The sequence below is a fragment of the Pseudomonas sp. GZD-209 genome, assembly GCF_049310485.1.
GTDB lineage: Bacteria > Pseudomonadota > Gammaproteobacteria > Pseudomonadales > Pseudomonadaceae > Aquipseudomonas > Aquipseudomonas sichuanensis.
Map to the genome: position 1 here is coordinate 53,231 of NZ_JBMOWQ010000003.1, position 23,448 is coordinate 76,678.

General features: G+C 62.6%; 28 protein-coding genes, 2 pseudogenes and 2 riboswitches. Of the genes and pseudogenes, 21 read left to right on the plus strand and 9 right to left on the minus strand.

Features of this window, described 5'->3' with window-relative positions:
* Positions 1-3: 3 nt before the first annotated feature.
* From ACO6VM_RS00545 to ACO6VM_RS00590, 10 genes are read left to right on the plus strand one after another with little or no spacing between them, the layout of a single operon-like run.
* Positions 4-453: a hypothetical protein gene (locus tag ACO6VM_RS00545; protein WP_422402554.1), complete on the plus strand. Its 450-nt coding sequence runs from the start codon at positions 4-6 to the stop codon at positions 451-453.
* A gap of 34 nt (positions 454-487) precedes the next feature.
* Positions 488-1,390 carry a Mu-like prophage major head subunit gpT family protein gene (locus ACO6VM_RS00550; protein WP_110995443.1) on the plus strand — a complete coding sequence of 301 codons (903 nt, stop codon included), beginning with the start codon at positions 488-490 and terminating at the stop codon, positions 1,388-1,390.
* 12 nt (positions 1,391-1,402) lie between these two features.
* Positions 1,403-1,816, plus strand: a complete 414-nt coding sequence (locus ACO6VM_RS00555; protein ID WP_422402555.1) for a gp436 family protein — start codon at positions 1,403-1,405, stop codon at positions 1,814-1,816.
* The gene (locus tag ACO6VM_RS00560; RefSeq protein WP_422402556.1) at positions 1,816-2,379 is read left to right on the plus strand and encodes a phage protein Gp37; all 564 of its coding nucleotides are present in this window, start codon (positions 1,816-1,818) and stop codon (positions 2,377-2,379) included. Before ACO6VM_RS00555 ends, ACO6VM_RS00560 begins: the two co-directional genes overlap by 1 nt.
* On the plus strand, positions 2,376-2,609 hold the full coding sequence (locus ACO6VM_RS00565; RefSeq protein ID WP_422402557.1) for a DUF2635 domain-containing protein: 234 nt from the start codon (positions 2,376-2,378) through the stop codon (positions 2,607-2,609). The genes ACO6VM_RS00560 and ACO6VM_RS00565 overlap by 4 nt, the downstream gene beginning before the upstream one ends.
* Positions 2,609-4,096, plus strand: a complete 1,488-nt coding sequence (locus ACO6VM_RS00570; protein WP_422402558.1) for a phage tail sheath subtilisin-like domain-containing protein — start codon at positions 2,609-2,611, stop codon at positions 4,094-4,096. The genes ACO6VM_RS00565 and ACO6VM_RS00570 overlap by 1 nt, the downstream gene beginning before the upstream one ends.
* Before the next feature lie 19 nt (positions 4,097-4,115).
* Positions 4,116-4,475 carry a phage tail tube protein gene (locus tag ACO6VM_RS00575; RefSeq protein WP_422402559.1) on the plus strand — a complete coding sequence of 120 codons (360 nt, stop codon included), beginning with the start codon at positions 4,116-4,118 and terminating at the stop codon, positions 4,473-4,475.
* A gap of 1 nt (position 4,476) precedes the next feature.
* Positions 4,477-4,848, plus strand: a complete 372-nt coding sequence (locus ACO6VM_RS00580; protein WP_271673848.1) for a phage tail assembly protein — start codon at positions 4,477-4,479, stop codon at positions 4,846-4,848.
* Positions 4,845-4,979: a hypothetical protein gene (locus ACO6VM_RS00585; protein ID WP_271673847.1), complete on the plus strand. Its 135-nt coding sequence runs from the start codon at positions 4,845-4,847 to the stop codon at positions 4,977-4,979. The genes ACO6VM_RS00580 and ACO6VM_RS00585 overlap by 4 nt, the downstream gene beginning before the upstream one ends.
* Positions 4,969-6,753, plus strand: a complete 1,785-nt coding sequence (locus ACO6VM_RS00590; RefSeq protein ID WP_422402560.1) for a hypothetical protein — start codon at positions 4,969-4,971, stop codon at positions 6,751-6,753. Before ACO6VM_RS00585 ends, ACO6VM_RS00590 begins: the two co-directional genes overlap by 11 nt.
* Before the next feature lies 1 nt (position 6,754).
* Here the strand turns inward: ACO6VM_RS00590 and ACO6VM_RS00595 are convergent, their stop codons facing one another.
* On the minus strand, positions 6,755-6,961 hold the full coding sequence (locus tag ACO6VM_RS00595; RefSeq protein ID WP_271673845.1) for a hypothetical protein: 207 nt from the start codon (positions 6,959-6,961) through the stop codon (positions 6,755-6,757).
* Positions 6,962-7,007: 46 nt separating this feature from the next.
* Between ACO6VM_RS00595 and ACO6VM_RS00600 the strand changes: the two genes are divergently transcribed.
* Genes ACO6VM_RS00600 through ACO6VM_RS00640 form a run of 9 tightly spaced genes read left to right on the plus strand, consistent with a single transcriptional unit; the run spans position 7,008 to position 14,115 of the window.
* Positions 7,008-8,255 carry a DNA circularization protein gene (locus ACO6VM_RS00600; RefSeq protein ID WP_422402561.1) on the plus strand — a complete coding sequence of 416 codons (1,248 nt, stop codon included), beginning with the start codon at positions 7,008-7,010 and terminating at the stop codon, positions 8,253-8,255.
* Positions 8,248-9,312, plus strand: coding sequence for a phage baseplate assembly protein (locus tag ACO6VM_RS00605; RefSeq protein ID WP_422402562.1), 1,065 nt, complete (start codon positions 8,248-8,250; stop codon positions 9,310-9,312). The genes ACO6VM_RS00600 and ACO6VM_RS00605 overlap by 8 nt, the downstream gene beginning before the upstream one ends.
* Positions 9,306-9,854 (plus strand): phage baseplate assembly protein V, encoded by a 549-nt coding sequence (locus ACO6VM_RS00610; protein WP_422402563.1) that lies wholly within the window; start codon positions 9,306-9,308, stop codon positions 9,852-9,854. The genes ACO6VM_RS00605 and ACO6VM_RS00610 overlap by 7 nt, the downstream gene beginning before the upstream one ends.
* A gap of 4 nt (positions 9,855-9,858) precedes the next feature.
* Positions 9,859-10,308, plus strand: coding sequence for a phage GP46 family protein (locus ACO6VM_RS00615; RefSeq protein WP_422402564.1), 450 nt, complete (start codon positions 9,859-9,861; stop codon positions 10,306-10,308).
* Positions 10,298-11,347 (plus strand): baseplate J/gp47 family protein, encoded by a 1,050-nt coding sequence (locus ACO6VM_RS00620; RefSeq protein ID WP_422402565.1) that lies wholly within the window; start codon positions 10,298-10,300, stop codon positions 11,345-11,347. The genes ACO6VM_RS00615 and ACO6VM_RS00620 overlap by 11 nt, the downstream gene beginning before the upstream one ends.
* Positions 11,335-11,958 carry a YmfQ family protein gene (locus ACO6VM_RS00625; RefSeq protein ID WP_422402566.1) on the plus strand — a complete coding sequence of 208 codons (624 nt, stop codon included), beginning with the start codon at positions 11,335-11,337 and terminating at the stop codon, positions 11,956-11,958. The genes ACO6VM_RS00620 and ACO6VM_RS00625 overlap by 13 nt, the downstream gene beginning before the upstream one ends.
* Positions 11,958-13,196: a hypothetical protein gene (locus ACO6VM_RS00630; RefSeq protein ID WP_422402567.1), complete on the plus strand. Its 1,239-nt coding sequence runs from the start codon at positions 11,958-11,960 to the stop codon at positions 13,194-13,196. The genes ACO6VM_RS00625 and ACO6VM_RS00630 overlap by 1 nt, the downstream gene beginning before the upstream one ends.
* Positions 13,193-13,663: a hypothetical protein gene (locus ACO6VM_RS00635; protein WP_422402568.1), complete on the plus strand. Its 471-nt coding sequence runs from the start codon at positions 13,193-13,195 to the stop codon at positions 13,661-13,663. Before ACO6VM_RS00630 ends, ACO6VM_RS00635 begins: the two co-directional genes overlap by 4 nt.
* Complete coding sequence (locus tag ACO6VM_RS00640) at positions 13,663-14,115, plus strand: DUF1353 domain-containing protein (protein WP_422402569.1); 453 nt, start codon at positions 13,663-13,665, stop codon at positions 14,113-14,115. Before ACO6VM_RS00635 ends, ACO6VM_RS00640 begins: the two co-directional genes overlap by 1 nt.
* Before the next feature lie 3 nt (positions 14,116-14,118).
* Here ACO6VM_RS00640 and ACO6VM_RS00645 read toward each other — a convergent pair whose 3' ends face one another.
* Positions 14,119-14,607, minus strand: coding sequence for a hypothetical protein (locus tag ACO6VM_RS00645; RefSeq protein WP_422402570.1), 489 nt, complete (start codon positions 14,605-14,607; stop codon positions 14,119-14,121).
* Positions 14,608-15,125: 518 nt separating this feature from the next.
* Between ACO6VM_RS00645 and ACO6VM_RS00650 the strand changes: the two are divergent.
* Positions 15,126-15,842: pseudogene (locus tag ACO6VM_RS00650) on the plus strand (PAS domain-containing protein); the annotation flags it as partial.
* A gap of 102 nt (positions 15,843-15,944) precedes the next feature.
* Positions 15,945-16,379, plus strand: a pseudogene (locus ACO6VM_RS00655) (methyl-accepting chemotaxis protein); the annotation flags it as partial.
* Here ACO6VM_RS00655 and ACO6VM_RS00660 read toward each other — a convergent pair.
* The 7 genes from ACO6VM_RS00660 to ACO6VM_RS00690 form a co-directional block, all read right to left on the minus strand.
* The gene (locus ACO6VM_RS00660; protein ID WP_422402571.1) at positions 16,354-19,647 is read right to left on the minus strand and encodes a transporter substrate-binding domain-containing protein; all 3,294 of its coding nucleotides are present in this window, start codon (positions 19,645-19,647) and stop codon (positions 16,354-16,356) included. The pseudogene ACO6VM_RS00655 and the gene ACO6VM_RS00660 overlap by 26 nt on opposite strands.
* A gap of 3 nt (positions 19,648-19,650) precedes the next feature.
* The gene (locus ACO6VM_RS00665; RefSeq protein ID WP_401059104.1) at positions 19,651-20,265 is read right to left on the minus strand and encodes a response regulator; all 615 of its coding nucleotides are present in this window, start codon (positions 20,263-20,265) and stop codon (positions 19,651-19,653) included.
* Between the two features lie 205 nt (positions 20,266-20,470).
* Positions 20,471-20,713 (minus strand): DUF1272 domain-containing protein, encoded by a 243-nt coding sequence (locus ACO6VM_RS00670; RefSeq protein WP_401059106.1) that lies wholly within the window; start codon positions 20,711-20,713, stop codon positions 20,471-20,473.
* Positions 20,714-20,775: 62 nt separating this feature from the next.
* The gene (cobM, locus tag ACO6VM_RS00675; RefSeq protein WP_401059107.1) at positions 20,776-21,528 is read right to left on the minus strand and encodes a precorrin-4 C(11)-methyltransferase; all 753 of its coding nucleotides are present in this window, start codon (positions 21,526-21,528) and stop codon (positions 20,776-20,778) included.
* Between the two features lie 28 nt (positions 21,529-21,556).
* Positions 21,557-21,967 (minus strand): cobalamin biosynthesis protein, encoded by a 411-nt coding sequence (locus ACO6VM_RS00680; protein WP_422402572.1) that lies wholly within the window; start codon positions 21,965-21,967, stop codon positions 21,557-21,559.
* Positions 21,967-22,662, minus strand: coding sequence for a CbtA family protein (locus ACO6VM_RS00685; protein ID WP_401059110.1), 696 nt, complete (start codon positions 22,660-22,662; stop codon positions 21,967-21,969). Before ACO6VM_RS00685 ends, ACO6VM_RS00680 begins: the two co-directional genes overlap by 1 nt.
* Before the next feature lie 10 nt (positions 22,663-22,672).
* Positions 22,673-22,858, minus strand: coding sequence for a CbtB domain-containing protein (locus ACO6VM_RS00690; protein WP_110994477.1), 186 nt, complete (start codon positions 22,856-22,858; stop codon positions 22,673-22,675).
* A gap of 97 nt (positions 22,859-22,955) precedes the next feature.
* A riboswitch (cobalamin riboswitch) is annotated at positions 22,956-23,180 on the minus strand.
* Between the two features lie 60 nt (positions 23,181-23,240).
* A riboswitch (cobalamin riboswitch) is annotated at positions 23,241-23,439 on the plus strand.
* Positions 23,440-23,448: the final 9 nt, after the last annotated feature.

A 23,448-nucleotide genomic window follows, 5' to 3' on the forward strand; every position in this document is an offset into this window, starting at 1 on the left:
CCCATGGCTGCAGCGACCAAGAACCGTAACACCCCACAAACCCCTGGCCACCGTCGCGGCTATCCCGTGGCAGCCAATGCCCGTTGCTTCGCCGGCACTGTGGCGGTCATCGACGCCACCGGCCTGGCGCAGCCGGGCAAGACCGGCCTCGACCTGATCACAGTCGGCGTCTTCGAGCACCTGGCGGACAACTACGCCGGTGCTGCAGGTGACCAAACCGCTGAAGTGCTGCGCGGTTTCTTCCGCCTGGAGAACAGCGCCGCCGCCGACGCGATCACCTCGGCCGAGATCGGCCAGGCCTGTTACCTGGTCGACGACCAGACCGTGGCCAAGACCGATGGTGCTGGCACTCGTTCGGTTGCGGGCATCGTCGATGGCGTCGACGACGTCGGTGTGTGGGTGCTGATCGACCCCACCAGCGGTGTGCATCTCGCCGCCGCATCCGCTGGCTGAGCCAGCCCCCTTTATTTGATCTTAGGAGTCTTCAATGGATCTCACTTCCGCCAACCTGCAGGTGGTTTTCCGCGCCTACAACACCCTGTTCCAGCGGGGCTTTTCTGAGCTAGGCGATGATGCCGAGCTGTACAAGCTGTTCGCTACGGTGGTCCCGTCCACTACTGCCGTCGAGGTTTACCCCTGGCTCCAGCAACTGGCGCAACTGCGCGAGTGGATCGGTGATCGAGTCGTTCACGGCCTGGAAGGCGGTGATTTCAGCATCAAGAACCGCAAGTTCGAGCTGACCTACGGCATCAACCGCGACGCCATCGATGACGACACCTACGGCCTGTACGGTCCAATGTTCCAGGAATTCGGCCGTTCCAGTGGCGAGCACCCGAACGTGTTGACCAGTGAGGTGCTGGCGGCCAACCCGAAGTGCTACGACGGCCGTTCGTTGTTCGGCACCCATGTGGTGCTCAACGACAAGGAAAAGGAAGTCAACGTCAGCAACGACATGGGCGGAAACGGCCCGGCCTGGTACGTGATGGACCTGACCCGCGTTATCAAACCGGTCGTGTTCCAGAACCGTCGCGACTACAACTTCCGTGCTCTGACCAACCTGAACAGCGACGCCGTGTTCGATACCGACGTGTTCAAGTTTGGCGTGGACGCCCGTGTCAACGCGGGCGCCGGTCTCTGGCAGTTGGTGGTGCGTTGCAAAGAGCCGCTCAACGCCGAGACGTACGAAGCGGCCCGCGCTCGCCTGACCGAGCTGAAAGGCGATCACGGGCGCCCGCTGGCCCTGCGTCACAGCCACACCATGGTGCCTAACAACTTCGAGGGCGCGGCCCGGCGCGTGTTGAACAACGCGCAGACTGCCAACGGCGCGACCAACGAATGGGCCGGCACCTCGAAACTGATCCTCAACCCTTGGCTGCCTACCGCAGCCTGATAGGAGCTGATCATGTCCTACGTGACCCTGGACGACCTGGTCAAGCGCTTCGGCCGTGACGAGATCCTGGATATCGCACCCGATGAGACCGGCGACGAGATCAATGCCGAGACCGTAAATCGCGCCTGCGAAGACGCGGCCGGCGAGATCGACAGCAGCCTGTCGGCCGGGGGCTACAAGCTCCCGCTGGCCAGCGTGCCGCCAGTGGTCACGGCCTACGGCTGCGACATAGCTCGTTATCGCCTGTACAGCGATCGTGCCACCGAGCAGGTGACCAAACGCTACGACGACGCTATTCGCTTCCTGCGCCAGGTTGCCAGCGGTGGCCTCAAGCTAGGTGCGCCGAAGGTTGACGACGAAGTCACCAGTGCGGGTGAAGTGAGCTTCGTTCCTGGACGGCGCGCTTTCCCTGGTGGGGTGTTCTGATGCTGGCCAAGGTTGAAGACGCAATGATCGAGCGCTGCCGCGAGCTGGTCGGTGACCGGCTTAAGGCCATCGAAGACCTGCCGGGCAACTGGGACGAGGCGACTCTCGCGGCTGCGCGGCGCAACGTGCCAGGCATCTATATCGCCTGGTCGGGCGGCTCGGCTGTCACCTCGGGCCGACCAATGATCAATGGCCGCTATGCCGTGTATGTCGTCACCGGCCATGCCAGTGGCGAACGAGCCAGACGCCGGGGCAATGGTCGTGACATTGGTGCCTACGAGATCCTGGAGCGAGTAGTGCCAGGACTCCACGGCTTGTCGGTTGACGGGGTGGGCACGCTGCGCCTGGAGCGAGTGGACAACTTGTACTCGGATCAGGGCGACAAGAAAGGGGTCATCGTCTATGGCGCCGTTTTCACGATCGACAAGATGCCATTCCCAGCCGCCAAGGACGCCAGCAGCCTGGCCGACTTCGAGATCTTCCATACCACCAGCAAGGTGCCGGACGGCCCAGATACTGAGGGCCACCACGTGTTCCCCAATGGCAACGAGGCAACGCCATGACGCAGCAATTCATCAAACCCGCCAGCGAAGACCTGGTCGTGCGCCGGCCGGAAAACTTCAAGCGCCTGCCTGCAGATGGGGACACCGTGACCTGGTCGCCGTTCTGGCAGAAGCGCCTGGACGACGGCTCCATCGTGAAGGCGGAACCGGTGCCAAACACCGCGCCACAAGTTAAACCGCAGGCGAGCCCGGCTTTGGGCAAGCCTGCTAGCTCCGAGGTGACCGAGTAATGGCCATCAGTTCAACCGTTTTCAATGACATTCCGGCCGCGCTGCGCCTGCCTGGGTGGTTCGTCGAGTTTGACAACCGCCTCGCCGGCAACGCCGTGTTCAACGGCAAGCTCCTGGTACTCGGGCAGATGCTGGCAAGCGGCAATGCCGATGTGCTGCACCCGGTGCGGGTGACACGCGTCGAGCAGGCCGACGAGCTGTTCGGCCGTGGTTCGATGCTCGCTGAGCAGTTGCGCGCCATCAAGGCCGTGGACCTGTACACCGAGGTTTGGGCGCTGCCGCTGCTCGATGCCGACCAGGGCAAGGAAGCAGAAGGCAGCATCAAGGTCACGACCGGCCCAACCGAAACCCGTCCGTTGGCGCTGTACATCGCGGGCTACCGCGTGTGGTGCGAGATGGTGTCCGGTGCTTCGCCGGAAGTGACGGCGCGGGCCATCGCCGAGGCGATCCAGGCCGATGACCGCATGCCGGTGACCGCGGCTGTCGACGACCAGGACGCGACCCAGGTCAAGCTCACTTGCCGCTGGGGCGGCGAGACGGGCAACAGCATCTCGCTGGCAGACAGCCTCAAGGGCGAGCAGCGGCCTACCGGGCTGGGCGTGACCTTGAGCGAGCCTGCAGGTGGCGCGGTAAACCCTGACCTGGTCCCGGCCGTGGCCGCCCTGGGCAACGAATGGTGGAACTGGATCTGCCTGCCCTATACCGACACCACGTCCCTGGAAGTGATCGAGGCCGAGTTGGCCAGCCGGTATGGGCCAATGCGTCAGAAAGGCGGCCGGGCCTTCGCGGCCTTCCGTGGCACTCACAGTGCAACGGCAACCCTGGGCAACGGGCGCAACACGCCACACGTGTCGACCATGGGCATGGGCGCGGCATTCAGTGCGCCCTGGATCTGGGCGGCAGTCGACTCGATCGTCTGTGCCAAATCACTTGCGATCGATCCGGCCAAACCGGTGCAGCGCCTCGCCCTGCCTGGGCTGATCGGGCCGCGCGAAGCGCAGCGCTGGGACGAAGCCGAACGCAACATGCTGCTGTATGACGGCATCGCCACGTACACGGTGGCCACCGATGGCACGGTCCAGATCGAGCGCCAGATCACCATGTACCAACGTAACTCGGCGGGCGTGGAAGACGACAGCTACCTGGACATTGAGACCCCGGAAACGCTGGAGCGTATCCGATACGAAACCATCAGCACGTTCGCCCGCAAGTACCCGCGCCACAAGCTGGCCGACGATGCCGATCGCCTGATGTACGACCCCAGCCAGTCGGTCATGACCCCGAAGGTGGCCAAGGCCGAACTGCTGGGGCTCTACAAGGACACGTTCATGCGTGATCGGGCGTGGGTGCGTGACTACGCCGGCTACAAGGAAAGCCTGCATGTCAGCATCGATCCAGACAACCCAACGCGACTGAACGTGATCGACTCGCCGAAGCTGATCGGCCAGTACCGCACGCATGCTCAGCAAACGCAGTTCCGGCGTTAATAGATAGAAGGAGAACCGCATGGGCGGACAAGTTACCGGGGTCGCCACCATCCGTATCGATGGCGGCGAGATCCCAAGCGAGCGAGGGGCAACCCTCAACCCCGGCGGGGTCACCCGAACGCCGCGCATGGCGGGCCGCCGGACCTACTACAACGAGGAACCGGTGGCGCCGACGCTGCAGTGCACCGTACTGCACACACCTGAAATCGACCTGATTGAGCTGGGCGCGATCCGCGATGCCACCGTCCTGGTCGAGTGCGACAACGGCCAGGACTACATGCTGACCGGTGCCTTTGTCACCGAAACCCCTGAACTCAACACCGGCGAGGGCCAGGTCCGTTTGAACATGGCCGCCCGCACCTGCGAAAGGATCAACTGATATGGCCACACAAGTAACTCCTGGGACTCTCGAAGCCGCTCTCGCTGAGCTGGACGACGACGAGCGTAGTCGCGTCGAGGACCTGGGCGATGCAATCAAGGTGACGCTCCTGGAGCCGCTGACCTTCCAGCAGAGCAAGCTGGATGGCATGCGCACCGTTGAGGCTCTGAGCCTGCCGAAGAAGGTCAAGGGCAAACACCTCAAGAAGCTGGACACCGTGAAAGGAGAAGTGAGCGCGAGCCTGGCGCTGATGGCCGGCTTGGCCAACGTGCCAACTCACGCCTTCGATGAGCTGGACGCCCGCGACCTGGAGCTGATTACCACCATCATGGACCCTTTTTTGCCCAAATCCCGTCGGACTGGGCGGGATTGATTCGCGTCGTCGCGACGGCGTTCGGCGGGTTCAATCCGCTGGACCTGTTGGATATGGAGCTGGAAGACCTGCGCTGGTGGTTCGAGCAGGCCGAAAGGCTGGCTGAGGAGATGAAGGACAATGGCGGGTGAACTTAGAACCTCAGTCATTCTTGACCTGGTCGACCGCATTACCTCTCCGCTGCGTCGCGTTACCCAGTCTGTATCCGGGCTGGGGCGCCGTATGGGGCTTGACCGTCTTGTGTCGTCTGGTAAGCGAGTTCAGGAGTCGTTCAAAGGCGTGGCGGAAAGTGCCAAAGGCCTACGCGACAACCTGCTCTGGATCAGTGGTACAGCAGCTGCGGCGACGTGGGGTGTAGAGAAGATGGTCAGTGGTGTCGCTGACTTGGGCAATGAAGCGAGGATCAGTGCAGAACGCCTGGGCGTTAGCACGCGCTGGCTGCAGGAATGGATGTACGTCGGCAAGCAGTTCGGTGTCGACAACGACGCCTTGGTCGATGGTTTCAAGGAGTTGGGCCTGCGGGCGGATGAGTTCGTGAAAACTGGCCAGGGTGGCGCAGCCGAGTCGTTCCAGCGCCTTGGAATCACGGTCAAGGATCTGCGCAAGACAGCAGGTGAGACTGACAAGATCCTCGACCTAGTCATGTCGCGGATGGGCAAAATCGAGAACGACGCGGCCCGTCAGCGGATCTTTGATGAAGTGTTTGGCGGTACGGGTGGTGAGCAGATGGTCGCCATGCTTGGCAAATCCCGCGAGGAACTGAACAAGCTGATAAAGGCCGGGCACGAGGGTGGTGCCATTTTCTCTGATGAAGAGATCGAGCAGTCACGTATCTACACCAAGCAGATGGGCGACCTGCGCACCTCGCTGTTCGCCATCCAGCGGACTGTCGTTGGTGCATTGCTGCCAGCAATCAATCAGTGGCTAGGCGGTGTCCAGGAGTTGTCGAAGGCAAACCGCGAGGCGATCTCCTCGGAGATCCTGGGCCGCATCAGAGAGTTCTGGCAGGGCCTGCAGGAGGTCTGGGGTTGGACCTCCAAGGCAGCCGATATGGTCAATGGTTTTGGAAACCTAATTGGCATAGTTGCAGCGTTAATGGCCGGAAAGTTCCTCTTTTCGGTTGCAGTATCAGCGATGGCAATGGCGAAGTTCGGAAAAACGGTTGTTTTGTCTTCGCTTAGTCTCGGAGGTCAATTGGTCAGGGCGCTATTCCTATGCTCAAGCGCACTTATTGGAATCGCAGCACGTGCAATCCCAGCGGCAATTATGGGGATTCGGGCCTTTTCTTTAGCACTTGTCACTACACCCATCGGGCTGATCATAACGGCTATTGCTGGTTTGGCCGCTGCTGTTTATCTCATATACAAAAACTGGAGCAGCATCGCCAAGTGGTTTAGTGGAATGTGGCAAAGCGTGCTGGCGTTCTTTGATCAAGGTATCGGCGAGGTTATTAAGTCGCTGCTGGAATTCAGCCCAGCAGGGCTTTTGCTGAAAGCGATCGACGCGGTCTTTGAGGTGTTCGGGCTGCGACCACTAAGCGAGCTGGGTGCAGAGTGGATCGGTGGTCTTTGGGACGGTGTGAAGTTGAAGTTCGAAGCGTTCACGGGCTGGCTCAAGAATAGCGTTGACGCCGTGACTGGGTGGTTGCCGGACTGGATGACCGGCGGAGGGCTCAGTGCGCGAGTATCGGCGCCGATCGCCAGTGCACCACCCACTACCTCGCTGGGCGGTCCAGCAATGACTGGACGTCCTTCACCCCTGGCGCTGCAGGGGCAAAAGACAGATGTCGGTGGAGAGCTTCGGATCAAGATCGATTCGGAGGGGCGTGCCCGCGTTGAGTCAATGAAGCCGAACGGGGGAATGGGTTACCGAGTTGAGAGCGGACCGCTGGGAGTGATTCCGTGAGTTAGGAACTGCTCCTGGAGCTATCTCCATTAACGATCTTTTCGTTCGCAGCATCTTTAAGAGCTGGTCCATAACCAGCTGCTGACAAGAAGAACCAAGCGCCGAGATAAACAGCCCAATGCATATCCGGCTTCCACCAGTAGAGCAGACCAGTAACAACCGCAGCAGTGAGCACAACCGAGATAAGGATTTTGTCGGACGGTTTCATTCCATTTTCCCCAGTGACCAAATCAAAGATTCAGGGAGGTTAGCACATGTCCTGGCGTGATCGAATCGACCCTGAGCTGCGGGGCAGCTACCGGGGAGTCGAGTTCCACGTAGAGCAGTCCGGCACCAACGGCGGTCGCCGCTGGCTGGTGCATGAGTACCCGCGCCGCGATATTCCGCATGCCGAAGACATGGGCCGTCGTAAGCGTGAATGGCGCTTGTCGTTCTTCGTTGCCGGCGACGACTACGACCTGCAGCGCGACCTGCTGATCGAGGCCCTGGACGCACCAGGTGCAGCAACGCTGGTGCACCCCTACGTCGGCAGTGTGTCGGCGGTTGCTTTCGAACCGACCTGGACCGAGTCGAACCGCGAAGGTGGCACCTGCACCTTTGAAGTGACGTTTGTTGAGAGTGGCCAGAAGTTGCTCCCCTCGGTCAAGGTCGACACGCAGCGCGAGGTTGGCCAGGCCGCCGACGCCTGCCAGGCCAAGACCGAGGAAGACTTCTTCGATCGCTGGAGCGTTGAAGGTCTTACGGGTTGGTCGCTGACGGCGATTGAACGTGACCTGACTTCGGTTATGGGCGGACTGGAGCGGTTCGTGGGCGGCATCGCTGATGGCATCGCCAGTGCGATCCGCTTCCCGGTCAACATCGTGGGGATTGTCCTGGGCGGCTACAACCGACTGCGAAATGCAGTGATGCGTCCGATCAACGCCCTGGACCTGTACAGCGGGCGCAGCGTGCTTTCGAGCAATGACAGCGGTGGTGGCCATCTGCGTCTCCCACCAGGTCCGCCAGTTCGAGCAGTACGCATGCTGCGCCAGGCCGGCCTGGCCGGTGACGCGGTCGTTCTGCCCGAGGGTGACACCCCGGAGAACGCAAAGCGAGCGGCAGACATTCAGGCTGCGCAGCAGCTCAACGCCCGCCTGGCCGCGATTACTGCAGCACGGGTCGTGGCCGAGACGGACTGGCTGTCGCGCCAGGACGCCGACGACGCCGGCAAGGATGCGCTGGCGTTGATCGACCACCAATTGCAGACCAGCCCAGCGATCAACGATGACGTCTACAACGCCCTGGCGGCGCTGCGAGCCGCCCTGGTGACTGACCTTCGTGAGCGGGCAACGGCGCTTCCTAACCTGGCCAGCTTCACCCCACAAACCACGCTGCCGTCGCTGGTGGTGGCTCAACGACTTTACGGCGATGCCAAGCGCGCCGACGAGATCTGCGTTCGAAACAATGTTCGTCATCCTGGTGCTCTGCGCGGCGGGATGGCTCTGGAGGTATTGAGTGAGTGAAGTAGCCCCGGTCGTACTGCAGGTCGGCAGCCTGATGCACACGGGCTGGCAGGAAGTCAGCATCCGCCTGTCCCTGGAGCAGATCGCCGACGAGTTCAGTTTGACCCTGACCGAGCGTTGGGCCGAGTCCGGGGAAGTCCGCCCAGTAATGCCTGGCCAGGCCTGCACGGTGAAGGTGGGTAGCGAGCTGGTGCTCACCGGCTACCTGGACGAAGTGCTGCCCGACTATGACGCCCAGTCTCATTCGATCGTCGCGAACGGCCGCAGCCGTGCTGCCGACCTGGTCGACTGCTCCGGCAAGGAAAAGCGCCTCGACGGCCGGACTCTGGCGCAAATCGCAACGGATTTGGCACAGCCCTACGGCATCGAGGTCGTCGACAAAGTCGGCGATAGTAAGCCGTTCAAAGCGTTCGTCCTGGAAGATGGTCAGCCCATGGCCGAAGCGATCGAGCGCGCCGCTCAGTTGCGTGGTGCCCGAGTGGTCAGTGACGCCCAGGGCCGACTGGTGATTGTCCACTCGGTACAGCGAGAGATCAGCACCGTCCTGGAGCTGGGCAAGAACATCTGGAAAGCATCTGGCACGTTCAGCGATCGAGACCGGTTTAACCAGTACATCATTGAGGGCCAAACCCCTGGCGACAATGACTGGAACGGCGCGCAAGCATCCAGCCCTCGGGGCACTGCGAGCGATCCGCGTGTACGTCGGCCCCGCACAATCCTGGTTGTCTGCGACACACCTGCAGACGGCAAAGACTGCTCCTCTCGGGCCGAACTGGAAGCACGTATGCGGTGGGCCAAAGGGCGCGGAGTGACTTACACCGTGTTGACCTGGGAGCACGAACAGGGTGTCTGGCGCCCCGGCGACCTGGTGCACGTGCGTGACCCGTACCTGGCCCTGGACGAAAAGATGCTGATCAGTGATGTGCAATTGATCGAGGGTCTGGACGGGCGCCGCGCCGAACTACGTGTTGCGCCGCCTGCCGCGTTTGAACCTGTGCCAATCAAAGAGAAGGACGCCAAGGGCTCAGGCTCCAAGTCGGGAGATCTCGGATGGTAAGCCAACGTGCATGGGCACGCATGCTCGGCCCGCTCTGGCGTCGCATGCGCCTGATGATCAGCCGTGGCGTGCTGCAGATGGCCGACGATGGCCAGCAAATGCAGTCGGTACAGGTCACGCTGCTGGGCGAGTCCCCGGCCTGGGCCGAGCGCTTCCAGAACTACGGCTTTACCTCGGTGCCGCACGCTGGTGCTGAGGCTGTGGTAGCCGCTGTGGGTGGTGCTCGCGCTCACCTCGCAGTCATCGCGATCGACGACAGGCGTTATCGCATGTCCTCCCTAAAGGATGGAGAGGTGGCCATCCATGACGACGAGGGCCTGTCCGTACACCTGACCCGTGAAGGCATCGTGATCAATGGCGCCGGAAAGCCACTGGCTTTCGTCGACTGCCCCAAGGTGTCCATGGACGGCGACCTCGAGGTCGCGGGCGAAGTGCGCGACCACACCAGCACCATGCAGGTGATGCGCGATATCTACAACCAGCACCAGCATGCCAACGGGCCGAAGCCCGACCAACTGATGGCGCCAGCGGAAGCGGAGTAGCGCTATGGATATCGGACTGAGCTATGACGCTGATGCTAAGTGCTACGACCTGGCGATCGTCGATGGCGACCTGGCACCGGACGCCACTCTGGAAACGGCCGTGCTTCTTTCGCTGTACACGGATCGTCGCGCCCTGGACGAAGACGTACTACCCGATGGCGGCAGCGACCGTCGCGGCTGGTGGTTTGACGCGTACACCGTACGGCCGATCGGGTCGCGTCTGTGGCTGATCAGCCGTGAGAAGGACGTGGACCAGGTCCTGCGACGCGCTGAGCAATATGCCCGCGAAGCGCTGACCTGGGTCATCGAAGACGGTATCGCCAGCGCTGTGGACGTTGAGGCCATCCATGCACGACGCGGCGTGATGCAGCTGATTGTCGGCATCCAGCGGATAGATGGTTCCGTCCTGGAAGGCCGTTATGACTATGTTTGGGGAGCCACCAATGGCCTTTAGCCGACCAACACTGCCCGAGCTGATCGCACGGGTGGACAACGACCTGGTCTCGCGCTTACCCGGCGCCCAGGCCGTCCTGGCTCAACGGATGACCAAGGCGCTGGCCACCGGCCAGGCTGGCTTGGCCCATGGCCTCTATGGCTATCTGCAGTGGATGGAGCGTCAGCTCTTCCCGGAGACCTGTGATGACGACTTGCTCTACCTGCACAGCGTTGGCGTGCCGCGTCGAGAAGAGTCGACCAACAGCGGCCTGATCATCGTTGGGGGCGTCAACGGTTTCCCGCTGGATGCCGGCACGGTGTGGCAGTACGAGGGTGCAGAGTATCGGACCACGACTGACGTAGTCATCCAGGCCGGGGCCGCCCAGGTGAATGTAGAGGCATATACAGCCGGTGCTGCCGGAGAGCTTCCGGCCGGCGCCGAACTGACGCTGATTTCCCCGGTGACCGGGATCAACAGCAAGGCAAAGGTTGCTGCAGGCGGGATTACCGGGGGCGCGGACATTGAAGAGTTCAGCACCTGGAGAGATCGCATCATGCTTCGTCGTGCCCGTATCCCGCGTGGCGGCGCGGAGGGCGACTGGGCCGAATGGGCGCTGCAAGTCCCAGGTGTGACCAGGGCGTGGGAAGACCCGCTAGGGATGGGGTTGGGCACCGTCGTGCTACGCATCATGGCTGACGACGCTGCAGGCGGTCCAATGCCATCCCTGCAGCTCCTGCAGGACGTTTTCGACTACATCGAAACGCAGCGCAACGTGACTGCCCACGTCTATGTCGTGTCGTGCATTCCGAAGTACTTCGAGCCTCGCTTACGTGTTACCCCGGACAACAGCCAGGTCCGTAGCGCCGTTGAGAAGAGCCTGCAGGACTTGATTCTGCGAACGGGTGAGCCTGGCAAGCCACTATCGATCTCGCAAATTCGCACGGCAATTGGCACTGCTGCGAACCTCACCGACTACGACCTGGAGTGGCCGACGGCGAGCGTTGCCCATGGCCACGGTGAACTGCCGCTGTGGGGAGGTGCCGTGTGGCTGCCTTAAAGGCGACCGACTACCGGCAGCAGCTCTTTGCACTCTTGCCCCAGGGCATTGTGTGGGCCACTGACCCGGACTCGAACCTGCAGCGGTTGCTGGCGGGTGAAGCGCAAGAGCCCGCACGGATCGATGAGCGGGCCGGTGCGCTCCTGGTCGAGGCTGACCCGCGCCAGGCCTCGGAGACTTTCGAAGAGTGGGAGGCCAGTTACGGTCTGCCGTCCGCTTGTGCGCCGGCAGAGCAGTCCATGGCCGATCGGCGTGCCGCGCTGATCGGCCGGATCATCGGCCGGGGCGGCATGACGATCCAGGATTACTTGGATCTGGCCGAAGGGCTCGGCTACGCCGGGGCGAAGGTGCTGGAGTTCCGGGAGGCTACGGTCGAGGTTGAAGCCGCAACAGGGCACCGGGGAGCAGTCATAGGCGACGACATGAACAGCGCCGACTGGGATCTGACTTGGCGGGTCCTGTTGCCTCCTGGCGTGATCCGCGAGTCGATCATCAACGAAGCCGTCATCGGCGATCCGCTCCGATCTTGGGGCGACGAACTTATTGAATGCTCGCTGCGGCATGCCGCACCGAGCTGGCTGGTCCTGCAAATTGGGTATCTGGAGGCGTAATGGAAAAGGTAGGTGCTTACACCGAACGGGTGACAGCAGAGGGTGAATGGCAAGGCGGTGATGTGCAGTCCGGCCTGCGTGCGACACCGATGAAGGCTGAGTATTTCAATATGCTGCAGCGCGAGCTGGTAAACGTGATTCAGGCAGCAGGTATTGACCTGGACAAGGATGACGATGGGCAACTGCTCGTGGCCCTGGAGGCCTTGATCGCACTCAAAGTGCCGGGTCAGATCGTTACCTCAATCAGCGTCGATACCGTGCTTGGCCAAGGTCAAATGGGGTTGGTGCTCGTTGACGCTGCGGGGGGGAATCGTGCCGTAACGCTCCCTGCGGCTGATGCTGACCTCGGGGTGGTGGATGTCATTCTGCGCCGAACTGACAGTGCCACGACGACGTGTAGTGTTTCAGCATCGGCGGGGGACAAGATCCATTCCGATATGCAGTCGCAGCCAACGGGCGCAGGCAGTGTGCAATTGCCATCTGCGGGTAGCTGGGTACACCTTCGCTCGAACGGTGCGGGCAAGTGGTTCGAAGTGGGGGCGACCTCACTCCCGCAAGTTGGGCTGAGAGGCGCGCATCGGGCATTGAAAGTCAGCACTACAGGAACATCTGCACAGGTCAGCATATCGGCGGACGCCCTGGTGGTTGAAGATGCAGTTGGTCAGCAGCGTCTGCTCAGAAACATCAATCTCACGATCAATTCAGCCGCAGCGGGTGCCAACGGCCTGTCGTCAGGTGCTTTGGCTGCCAACACCTGGTACGCGATTTGGGTGTGGTGGAACGGGAGCGCCGTGTGCGCCACGCTGGACCTATCTTTCACTGCTCCTACAGCACCTGAGGGGTACACCCATCGCGCCAGGATTGGCTGGGCGCGGACTGACGGGAGCGCGAACAAGTACCCATTGGGCTTCGTACAGCATGGGCGCAGTGTTCAGTTGCTGGCGTTGCGTGACATGGCCTCGGGTGTTCTGGCGCAGTGGACGGCAATCGCTGTCGGTAACTTCGTGCCAGCCACGGCGGTCGCGATTTCAGGCCGTATCCAGAACTCCAACGTAATCTGCAGCGTTGCTCCCAATGCAAGCTATGACACCTATGGAGTGGCTTATGTCTATCTGCCATCGGGAAGCGGTACGGCCGCGCAGCAATTCAGGGTCCAGCTGGAGTCTTCGAATATTTACGGCTACAGCACTGCGAGCGGCAGCAAGATTTCAGTATTGGGGTGGGAGGACAACCTATGAGCTTTGCGGTAAGGAATGATTTGCGAGGCTGGCGAGCCGTAGATGGGCCGGATGACTTGCTTGGGGACGAGCACTATTCCGAAGAGCAGCCAGAACTGCCTGTAAGCATCGGTGCGTCGGAAGTCGATGCGGAGCGAGATCGCAGGATTGATGCAGGGGTGATGTTCCAGGGGGTGATGTACCAATCCCGCGCTACGGATCGCGAGAACATAGCTGGCGCTGCTCAGCTCGGCTTTATGGCTGTGGTGGCCGGTGCACAACCTGGTGACCTTCGTTGGTCCAATCCAGGCGAAGACTATGCCTGGATTGCGACTGACAACAGCCTTGTAAGGATGGATGCACAAACAGTCGTTGCATTCGGCAAGGTGGCAGCAGAGCGCAAGCAGATGCTTGTCTTCGCGGGTCGGGATCTCAAAGACTCGAGCCCAATTCCTGTCGATTATGCCGACGACAAGTGGTGGCCCTGATGGAGCGCTTTCCACTCCCGCTGAAGGCGGAACTGTCGATCCGTGGTAGTCAGGCTCGATTGCTCGGGGGCTTCGTCTATCAAGACCCCGAACATGGTGCGGTGCAAGTGCCCACTGGCTTCAAGACAGACTTCGCCAGCGTCAGGCCGCTTAGGACCATCGCCTGGACGCTGCTTGGCGCGAGCCTGGCTGTTGGCGTGGTTTGGGCTGAGGTTGGAGCATGCATCGGATCGCTTGGCTACGGTGCCCTCGCGCTGTATGCGAGCGTGGTCGGCTATGGCGACGCTGCTGCGACGATCCATGATCGGCTCTATACGACTGGTGAGCTGAGCCGAAAGGCATCTGACAAGGTGTTTTTCAATGCCCTATGCTCCAGCGGGGTAGCGCGCTGGAGAGCATGGCTCATGTGGTGCGGCGTCCGTCTCGCCGGACGCCAGCGATATCAGAGGTAGAGCTTATTTTATCCCTTGCAGGAGCTGCCCAATGGCTTGTGCGAAGGAGTCAGAGGTGAGGTCATTGTTCGGGCTAGGCTGTCGCATGAACACATACCTGATTTTCCAGCACTCGACGCCATCCAGCAGATGTCGTGTTAGCTTCCAGCCTTGCGCCTCATTTCCAAACTCTACCAAGCCATGGGCGCCGATCACATAGCGCGCAACTGGCTTAATTTCGATTGCTTTGTCCTTGATCATGAGGCCCATCATCGGTGCCTCATAGGTCCTCTCCAAGGCTGGAACTGGTTTTTCCGAGATACTCACCCAGCCCCGCTTTACCTGAGCCGTCTGGTTGGTGACGAGCGGCGCAAGCCAAAGCTCCAATTGTTTGAACAGTTCGTGCAGAGAGCTTATCCAGAGGCCATGCTCGACTTCCGCTTTCGCTCGGGCATCGATTTCATCATCCTTTTGCCGCTGCAGAAGCGCAGCTAGCTTTTCCATCTCCGACATGTGATCTCCTCAGTGCCTCCCAAGGTGGGGCACTACCAAGATGGAGGTGCACCAGCGAGGTTTCAAGGTGCCAAATGTCTCGCGAAATCGGCGCGATTGCGGCTAGCCTGACGTGTGCCAAATAGCTTGCCGCGCAATGCCAAATGTCTCGCGCGCTTACAGTAGGGGCCGTATGATGGGAGCAGGCGGTTTTGCCTACTTTTTCCAAGAAAAAAGTAGGCCGCCGTAAGGGCGGAAAGGTGACTAAGCGTCGACATCACCAATGAATGCGCATACATCCATCAAAACAAACACACTGAGTCCCGATCCCGATCCCGATCCCGATCCCGATCCCGATCCCGATCCCGACCAACGGCTCAAATACCTAATCCAAAAGTGATATCAAAGCGCTTGCACGCCGATAACGCCCATCTATGCTCAGGACATCCCGAGGGGCACAGGAGTCCCAGCGCATGTTCGAGTACCACCGCAAGTCCGACCTGGTCGAAATCCAGCGCTGCCGCCAGGCCCTGGCAACCATGGAAGCGAAGCTCGCCGCCATCAGCCGCTCCATGGCCATGATCGAGTTCGCCCCCGATGGCACCATCCTCGATGCCAACGACCATTTCTGCACGACGATGGGCTACAGCGCTGACGAGATCCGCGGCAAGCACCACCGAATTTTCTGTGACCCCACCTACGCCAAAAGCGCCGAGTACCAGCAACTCTGGCGTGAGCTGGGGCAGGGCAAGGCCATCAGCGGCACCTTCGAACGGCTCGACAAGGCCGGCCGCGAAGTCTGGCTCGAAGCCAGCTACATGCCAGTGATCGACGACCGCCAACAAGTCACCAGCGTCATCAAGGTGGCATCCGACATCACCCGCCATGTGATCGAAGAGCACGAGAGCGAGAGCCTGCTCAAGGCCATTGGCCGCTCCATGGCGGTGGTCGAGTTCACCCCTGCCGGCAGAGTGATCAAGGCCAACCAGAACTTCCTCGACACCATGGGTTATCGCCTGGAGGAAGTGGTGGGCCGCCACCACGGCCTGTTTTGCCTGGCCCACGAACGTGAATCGGCCCAGTACCGCGAGTTCTGGGCTTCGCTGAACCGCGGCGAATACCACTCGCACCGCTTCGAACGGGTCAACAAGCAAGGCCAGACCGTGTACCTGGAGGCCTCATACAACCCGATCTTCGACAACAAGGGACGATTGACCAAAGTGGTGAAGTTCGCCAGCGACATCACCAACCAGGTCAGCACCCAACAGACCGCTGCCGATGCCGCCCACGCAAGCTCGGTACAAACCGACGCCTGCGCGCGCAAGGGCACCCAGGTGGTGCAGCAGACGGTCGAGGTGATCGAGCAGATTTCTGCCGAGCTCAACCAGGCTGCGCTCAGCCTCGATGCGGTGAGCAAGCAGTCCGAGTTGATCGGCCAGATTGTCCTGACCATCCGTGGCATCGCCGACCAGACCAACCTGCTGGCACTCAACGCAGCGATCGAAGCCGCTCGGGCTGGCGAGCACGGGCGTGGCTTTGCCGTGGTCGCCGATGAAGTGCGCAGCCTGGCCGCGCGCACCAGCAAGGCAACGCTGGAAATCGTCGAAGTGGTGCGGCAGAACCATGACCTGTCATTGAATGCCGTGGCCAGCATGCAGTCGAGCCTGACCCGCACCGGGCTTGGGGTGGAGCTGGCCAATGAAGCGGGCACGGTGATCATGGAAATCCAGCAGGGCTCACGGCACGTGGTGGATGCGATCAGCCAGATCAGTTCGACCCTTCAATTGCATTGATACCCTGGCGCAGCTCTAGCTCCAGGCTCTGCAGGCTGGCCAGCAGGCGGGCAAGCAATTGTTCGGTTGGCTGGCCCAGGGCCATGGCCCGCTCAATGGCCTCGCAGTCCTTCACCACGCCCCGCACCTTGAGCATCTTGGCGCCGCCCTTGATGCGGTGAACGGCCATGGCGAGGGCATCAGGGGGCGGCGAAGCTCCCAGCTCGTGCAGCGCTTGCAGGTCTTCTCGAGTGCTCTCGGCCAGTTGCCTCAGCAGGCGCAGGGTCAGTTGCTCGTCATCCTGGGTGAGATGGCGCAATTGCTCCAGCGCAAAACCGCTGTGGCCAGGCTGCGGCGCGGCAACCGTGGCGACAGCCGCCGCCGGGAGCACGCTCGCCGGCGCCAGGCCTGCACGCAGGGCTTGCAGGCCAATGGGCTTGAACAGGCACTCGTCCATGCCATCGTCCAGGCAGCGTTGACGTTCTTGCGCCTGGGCATTGGCGGTGACGCCGATGATCAAGCAGGCAGGCAGGCCCTGGTCACGTTCCAGCGCGCGGATGCTTCGGGTCAGTTCGTGCCCGTCCATGATCGGCATGTTGCAATCGGTGATCAGCACATCGAAAGGGTGCTTTCGCCACAATGCCAGCGCGTCCTGGCCCTGTTCGGCGAGCACTACCTTATGGCCCAGCGTGCGCAACTGTTTGTCGAGCAGCAACAGGTTGGCAGGGTAGTCATCGACCACCAGCACTCTCAATGCGGGGCTGTCGGCCGGGGGCGCGGGAGGCTTGGGTGATTGGCCCACGGGCGCAACGGCGACCGGCAGATCGAGGTGGACATCCACCTGGGTGCCCAGGCCCTCGAGGCTTTGCAGGGTCAGGGTGCCGCCCATCAGCTCGCACAGGTCGCGGCAGATCACCAGGCCTAGCCCCGCGCCTTGGCGGGCCTGGCGTCCGTCCATCTGGGCAAAGGTGTGGAACAGTCGCGCCTGGTCAGCGCTGCTGATGCCCACGCCGCTATCCTTCACCTGCAGCATGACGCCCATCGATTGCTCGCCGTGCGCAGTCACCTCCAATGCAACGTCTATCCGCCCCTCCTCAGTGAATTTGATCGCGTTGCTCAACAGGTTGGACAACACCTGCTTGAGCCGCAGTGGGTCGCCCAGCACCCAGCAGTGCTCGGTGGGCAGCGCGGCACGCAGGTGAATGCCCTTGGTTCGCGCATTGCCCTCGAATACCCGCAGTGTCGCGCGCACCAGGCCGACCAGTTCGACGGCCACCGGTTGCAGGGTCATGTGCCCGGCTTCGATGCGCGAAATATCGAGAATGTCGCCAATCAGCTCAAGCAGTCCGGTCGCCGAGCCATGGGCGGTTTCCAGCGCCTGGCCATCGATGCGGCCATGACGGCTGTCCTCCAGGGCCAGTTCGAGCAAGCCGATGACCGCGTTCATCGGCGTGCGGATTTCATGGCTCATGACCGCGAGAAACGTGCTTTTGGCTTGGTTGGCCTGTTCGGCGTCCTCTTTCGCCTGGCGCAACTGCTCCAACAGCCCGCGGCTGAGCTGCAGTTGATCCTGCAGCGCATGCTGGGCCTCGGTGCGCTGATGGATGAGTTTGCGCAGGTAGCTGTTCCAGAACACCACGCCCGCCAGCAGCACGCTGGCCAGTACCAGCACCTGGAGTGCCAGGGCCCGGTAGTTGCGCCAGGGGCTGTCGCTGACCACCGCACTGGTACGCCAGCGATTGACCAGTTGTTCAAGCTCGTCAGGTGCAATGCTCAACAACGCCTTGTCGAGGATGGCCTGCAGCTGGGGCTGTGCAGGGTCGACGGCGAAGGCCGCGAGCGCGGGCTCATCACCCAGTTGCGCTGCGACCCGCAGGTCACCCTTGAACACCTGGCTGATGAAGTAGCTGGCGTTGATATAGGGGCTGAGCGCGACATCGGCATTGCGTTGGAGCACCGCCTCCATCAGTTGCAGTGGATTGTCCACCTCGACCGGGCGCACGCGAGGTGCCTGCTGCAGGAGCCCGTCGAGCAGCGGCGAGCCGCGCAACAGCGCCACCCGCTGGTCGCTCAGCGGCTGTGCCGGGTCCAATGGCGGTGAGCTGGCGCGCATCACCAGCACCTGCGGGCTGGCCAGGTAGGGGCGGCTGTAACGCAAGCGAGTGGCCAGCCGCGGGTCATAGCCAATGGCGCCGAGCATGTCGACCTTGCCCTGCGTTGCGGCATCGACCATCTCGCCGAACGACTGTGCCCCGACCACGTCGAAACGCAGGCCGGTGCGCAGGCTGATTTGCTCCAGCACGTCCATGGCCAGGCCGCGTGGTTGCTGCTGGCTGTCGGTGAATGTCAGCGGAGCGAGGGCAGTATTGATCATCACCTTCACCGTGCGGTGCTGGGTGATCCAGGCGCGCTCTTCGGCGGTAAGGGCGTCCAGCCGGCGATCGAGCAGGATGCTGGTGCTGCCACTGGTCCAGCGGCGCAGGATGTTCAGCCGTTCGCTGTCGGCGATGCGCCCCAAGGCCTGGTCGATCAGTGCGCGCAGGCGCTGGTTGTCGCGGTCCAGGGCAAACGCGAAAGTGCCGGCCGGCAGTTTGACGAAGTGATCGACCTTGACTGCACCCTGGTAGCTTCTGCTGATCACGTAGTCGCTGCTGATGGCGTCGCCCAGGTAAGTATCTGCCTGGCCCAGCGCAACCGCCGCGATCCCAGCCAGGGTAGAGCGGTACAGGGTTATCTGGGCGTTGGGGTAGAGCTGCTGCACGGCTTGCAGGGGCAGGTAGTGATCGACCAGGGCCAGGCGCTGGCCGGCCAGATCGCTGCCCTCCAGCAGGGCGCCGCCCTGTCGGCTGACGAGGACCGGCAGGTCGTCGGCATAGGGCAGGCTCAGGGCGAGTTCGGCGTCGGCGGCTTCGAAAGCGTTGGAGGTGCCCAGCAGGTCGATCTCGCCACGGTGCAGGGCAGCGATGGCCTGCGCGCGGGTAGGGTAGCGCCGTACCTTGATGGGTATCCCCAGTTGCTCGGCGATCAGGCCGGCGTAATCGGCGCTCAGGCCCTCGTAGTCGTCCTGGCTGGTGTTGATATCGAAAGGCGGGTAGTCGGGGCGCGAGCCGCCCAAGGTCAGTACCTGGCGCTCGCGCAGCCATTGCCGGTCGTTGTCGTCAAGGGGCAGTGGCGCGGCGGCGCTCTGGGCACGGGCCAGCAGGTGACGGTCCTCGCTGGTGGTCTGGGACAGTCCCTGCACGGGCACCAGCAAGGTCAGCACCAGGCACAGCAGTGTGCCCTTGCTCATGCTTCAGCCCGCGTTGTTGCGTTTGGCCAGGTCGACCATTTCCACCAGTGATTCGACCTTGAGCTTCTCCATGATCCGACCGCGGTAGGTACTGATGGTCTTGGCGCTGAGGTGCATCTGCTCGCCGATCAGCTTGTTGCTCTGGCCTGCGCAGAGGCGGCGCAGCACTTCCATTTCACGGTTTGACAGGCTGCCCAGTCGTTCGCCCTCGCTTTCCAGGGTGTTGCTGTTGACTGCCATCTGCGGGAAGGTCGAATAGCCTTTCACCAGTGCCTTGAGGGCAAAGACCAGGGCGTCGAGGTCCTCGTCCTTGTTGACGAAGGCCGAGATGCCGGCGTCCATGCACCGGCGCACGTACAGATCGGCCGGTTGCCCGGTCAGCGCCATGATCCTGGGGGAGGGGTTGAGCAGTTTGAGGCGTTTGATCACTTCCATGCCATCGAGGTCGGGCAGGCCGATATCGAGGATGACCACTTCCGCCTTGGTCTGCTCGGCCAGGCGGGCGGCATCCTTGCCCTTGCCGGTTTCACCCACGACGGTGAAGCGCTCGCCCTCAAGCAGCATGCGTACAGCAAGGCGAACAATGTGATGGTCATCGACCAACAGCACGGATGTCATGTGAAACTCCTGTCGGATTGAGCCCATGTCCAATCTTCCATCGGGCTCACGCCTGCGGATCAACTGGGCAGCGCGCACATTACGGTGATTCCGAACCCTTGGTAATAGGCGAGTATAGGTGCGTTGAAAAGACAACAAGGAATTGTAGAAAAGGACTACAAAAGGGGCGCGGGAACGCCCCAGGACAGGCACTGAGGCAGGCGGGTCAGCTGCAGGCGGGATGCGCCTTGAGGATGCGCTCGCTGGAGGCGGGGTTGTTCTTCAGGGCCTGGCCCAACCGGGGCGGGCGGCTGAGTAGCGGGCCGCCACAGTTGGGGCAGCGGCCGTGCAAGTGCTGGTCATTGCAGCTGCGACAGAAGGTGCATTCGAACGAGCAGATCAAGGCGTCCGGGCTGTCGCCCGGCAGGTCGCTGTTGCAGCACTCGCAGTTGGGGCGTAGTTCGAGCATGGGCGTGGCTCCGTGACGTGGAAGGGCAGTGTGCGCCGTCGCCACGTCTGGCGGCAATCGCTTCAGTTGCCCGGGCGGTACAGATGGGCGTGGCCAGCGCGATACAGCGCCGATTCGGCAAACGGTGCATCACCCAGCACATGGCCGACCAGGATCAGCGCCGTGCGCCGGAAGCCCTTGCTGGTCACGCGCTCGACGATGTCCGCCAGGGTGCCCCTGGCCCAGTCCTGGTCGGGCCAGGTGGCGCGATGGACCACGGCGATCGGGCAGTCGGCGCCGTAATGGGGCAGGAGTTCCTCGACGATCCGCGCCAGGTTCTTGATGCCCAGGTGGATGGCCAGGGTGCTGCCATGCCGGGCCAGGTCGGCCAGTTGTTCGCCGGCCGGCATCGGTGAGCTGTCGCCGTAACGGGTCAGGATCACTGTCTGCGACACCTCTGGCAGGGTCAGCTCGCAACCCAGCAGCGCGGCGCTGGCGGCGGTGGCCGTTACGCCGGGGATGATCTGGTAGTCGATGCCCAGATCGCGCAGGTGGCGGATCTGCTCACCGATGGCGCCATACAGGCTGGGGTCGCCGCTATGTACCCGGGCCACGTCCTGGCCGTTGGCGTGGGCCTGGCGCATGGCCTCGACGATCTGCTGCAGGTGCAGTTCGGCACTGTTGATCACTGTCTCGGCACGGTGCCCTTCGAGCACGGCAGCGGGTACCAGGGAGCCGGCATAGATGATCACCGGGCACTGGCGGATCAAACGCTGGCCCTTGACCGTGATCAGTTCCGGATCGCCGGGGCCGGCGCCGATGAAGTAGACCGTCATGGGGAGTCCTTGCAGGTAAAAGGGCGGATTATCCGCCGATGGCCAGCGCCAGGGTAGCGCCGCCGAGTCGCTGGCGCGGTACGCGCAGGCCAGGCTGCAGCGATTCGCGGCCAGCCAGGGCCAATGCGGCACTTTCGGCCACACCCCAGCAGCCGGTCTGGGCGAACGCGATGGCCGAGCGCTGGCTGAGCAGCGGCTCGAAGCCGAGCAGTTGCTCGGCTTCGAAACAGATGAACGGCAGCCCGAGGCGCTCGGCCAAGGCCAGCAGGCCTGGCTCCCGGGCCTTTGGCGCGATGCTGGCGATGCCGCGCAGCGCGCTGAGCGGCAGGCCGTGCTCGGCCAGGGTCTGGCGCAGCAGGACCGCCAGGGTCTCCACCGGGCAACCCCGGCGGCACCCAAAGCCGGCATACACCGCCGGCGGCTTTGCAGATTCCAGCATCAGGCTTGGCTGGAACGACGGTACAGCCAGGCGCTGAGCAGGCCCAGGGCCACCCAGAAGGCGGCATTGGTCAGCCAGGAAGCGATCTTGAACTGGGTTTCCAGTGCCTCGGGTGCCAGGCTTTCATGCACCGCTGGCTGCGGCGCACCGATCACGTGGGGCACAACCAGCAGCGCAGCGCCCAGTACCTTCAACAGCCAGTTGCGACCGAACACCAGCAATGCCAGGCCAGCGGCGGTGGCGGCGGCGGTGCCGATCCACCAGGTCTGGCGTTGGCCCAGGTCGGCGGCGGCGGTGCCCGGCAGCTCCGGCGGCAGGCCCAGAGTCGGCGCCAGGCAGAACACCGCAAAGCCGGCCAGGCCCCACAGCGCGCCGGTGCTGACCCGGCCCGGCTCGCGCAGGCTATACAGTGCGACGAGGATCAGCGCAAAGCCGACGGCTACCACCAGGTTGCCACCGGTGGTGGACAGCACGCGCTGCCAGCCGTCTTCCGGCGCCCAGGCTTCGGCGCTGTGCTCATGTTCGTGGGCGGCGGCGGCTTCGCCATGCTCATGGTGCTCGGCTGCCGGGGCGGCGCTTTCATAGGTCTCTGCCTGAAGAATCAGCGGGGCGACCCAGAAGCTCTGCAGCAGTGTCAGCAGCAGGGCCGCGAGCAGCCCACTGAAGCCCGCGGTGCGGGCAATACGGGTAATCATGCGGGGCTACTCAGTGGCAGGGGAAGGCGGCGCTGTGGCGAGTGTCGTGGGCAGCGTTATGCACCGCCTCGATGTGCGAGAAGCCGGCGAAGTAGACCAGGCACAGGCCCAGCAGGCTGGCGCCGATGGCGATGACCATGCGCTGGCTGAGTGTGGCGGGGGTGGCGATGCTGTGTTTTGTGCTGGTAATCGGCATGACGCGTTCCTCTGCTGCTTTTATTGGGGCAACGGGCAGGCGCGGCGCTCCCGGGCAGGACAGCCCAGGGAATACGACAGCGCCCGCCCACCGCGGGGTGTTGATGTGGTGTCAGGCCGGTCTCCGGGCTGGCGAGGTGGAGCGGGGCTCCATCTATCGGCGTCACCTTCCCATGCCTGTTGAGCCGGCACAGTGGTCAAGACGCTTTACTCGCTTACCGTTGCGGGGGCAGCACCGGCCTTGTCCGCTGTCTATTAAAGACGCTGGACGCACCGGTTTCCCGTTTCACCCCCAATGGGGCACCTGAACGCAGTGCGCTAGCAAATCATGGGGCGTGGCTTGCGTCAATCGCCCCAGCGGTTGACCGGTGTCGGGCGGATGCGTAGCCTTGCCGCTTCGAGGTTCTCCGGCCCAGGCCGGAGCTAAGACGGGAACGCGGTCCAAGCCGCGGCTGCCCCCGCAACTGTAAGCACTCAAAAGGATCGGCACAGCCACTGCGCAAACGCGGGAAGGCGCCATCCCACCGGCATCGCTGCCGGAACAGTGCAAGCCAGGAGACCTGCCTCGCAACGTTTTCGACTATCAACCGG

Bases quoted from the DNA above. Each gene is read 5' to 3' on its own strand.
- ACO6VM_RS00555 (WP_422402555.1), top strand. From the start codon at position 1,403: ATGTCCTACGTGACCCTGGACGACCTGGTCAAGCGCTTCGGCCGTGAC.
- ACO6VM_RS00685 (WP_401059110.1), bottom strand. From the start codon at position 22,662: ATGATTACCCGTATTGCCCGCACCGCGGGCTTCAGTGGGCTGCTCGCG.
- ACO6VM_RS00570 (WP_422402558.1), top strand. From the start codon at position 2,609: ATGGCCATCAGTTCAACCGTTTTCAATGACATTCCGGCCGCGCTGCGC.
- ACO6VM_RS00565 (WP_422402557.1), top strand. From the start codon at position 2,376: ATGACGCAGCAATTCATCAAACCCGCCAGCGAAGACCTGGTCGTGCGC.
- ACO6VM_RS00600 (WP_422402561.1), top strand. From the start codon at position 7,008: ATGTCCTGGCGTGATCGAATCGACCCTGAGCTGCGGGGCAGCTACCGG.
- ACO6VM_RS00630 (WP_422402567.1), top strand. From the start codon at position 11,958: ATGGAAAAGGTAGGTGCTTACACCGAACGGGTGACAGCAGAGGGTGAA.
- ACO6VM_RS00640 (WP_422402569.1), top strand. From the start codon at position 13,663: ATGGAGCGCTTTCCACTCCCGCTGAAGGCGGAACTGTCGATCCGTGGT.
- ACO6VM_RS00645 (WP_422402570.1), bottom strand. From the start codon at position 14,607: ATGTCGGAGATGGAAAAGCTAGCTGCGCTTCTGCAGCGGCAAAAGGAT.
- ACO6VM_RS00620 (WP_422402565.1), top strand. From the start codon at position 10,298: ATGGCCTTTAGCCGACCAACACTGCCCGAGCTGATCGCACGGGTGGAC.
- ACO6VM_RS00690 (WP_110994477.1), bottom strand. From the start codon at position 22,858: ATGCCGATTACCAGCACAAAACACAGCATCGCCACCCCCGCCACACTC.
- ACO6VM_RS00615 (WP_422402564.1), top strand. From the start codon at position 9,859: ATGGATATCGGACTGAGCTATGACGCTGATGCTAAGTGCTACGACCTG.
- ACO6VM_RS00660 (WP_422402571.1), bottom strand. From the start codon at position 19,647: ATGAGCAAGGGCACACTGCTGTGCCTGGTGCTGACCTTGCTGGTGCCC.
- ACO6VM_RS00590 (WP_422402560.1), top strand. From the start codon at position 4,969: ATGGCGGGTGAACTTAGAACCTCAGTCATTCTTGACCTGGTCGACCGC.
- ACO6VM_RS00595 (WP_271673845.1), bottom strand. From the start codon at position 6,961: ATGAAACCGTCCGACAAAATCCTTATCTCGGTTGTGCTCACTGCTGCG.
- ACO6VM_RS00560 (WP_422402556.1), top strand. From the start codon at position 1,816: ATGCTGGCCAAGGTTGAAGACGCAATGATCGAGCGCTGCCGCGAGCTG.
- ACO6VM_RS00575 (WP_422402559.1), top strand. From the start codon at position 4,116: ATGGGCGGACAAGTTACCGGGGTCGCCACCATCCGTATCGATGGCGGC.
- ACO6VM_RS00545 (WP_422402554.1), top strand. From the start codon at position 4: ATGGCTGCAGCGACCAAGAACCGTAACACCCCACAAACCCCTGGCCAC.
- ACO6VM_RS00670 (WP_401059106.1), bottom strand. From the start codon at position 20,713: ATGCTCGAACTACGCCCCAACTGCGAGTGCTGCAACAGCGACCTGCCG.
- cobM (WP_401059107.1), bottom strand. From the start codon at position 21,528: ATGACGGTCTACTTCATCGGCGCCGGCCCCGGCGATCCGGAACTGATC.
- ACO6VM_RS00610 (WP_422402563.1), top strand. From the start codon at position 9,306: ATGGTAAGCCAACGTGCATGGGCACGCATGCTCGGCCCGCTCTGGCGT.
- ACO6VM_RS00550 (WP_110995443.1), top strand. From the start codon at position 488: ATGGATCTCACTTCCGCCAACCTGCAGGTGGTTTTCCGCGCCTACAAC.
- ACO6VM_RS00665 (WP_401059104.1), bottom strand. From the start codon at position 20,265: ATGACATCCGTGCTGTTGGTCGATGACCATCACATTGTTCGCCTTGCT.
- ACO6VM_RS00580 (WP_271673848.1), top strand. From the start codon at position 4,477: ATGGCCACACAAGTAACTCCTGGGACTCTCGAAGCCGCTCTCGCTGAG.
- ACO6VM_RS00635 (WP_422402568.1), top strand. From the start codon at position 13,193: ATGAGCTTTGCGGTAAGGAATGATTTGCGAGGCTGGCGAGCCGTAGAT.
- ACO6VM_RS00680 (WP_422402572.1), bottom strand. From the start codon at position 21,967: ATGCTGGAATCTGCAAAGCCGCCGGCGGTGTATGCCGGCTTTGGGTGC.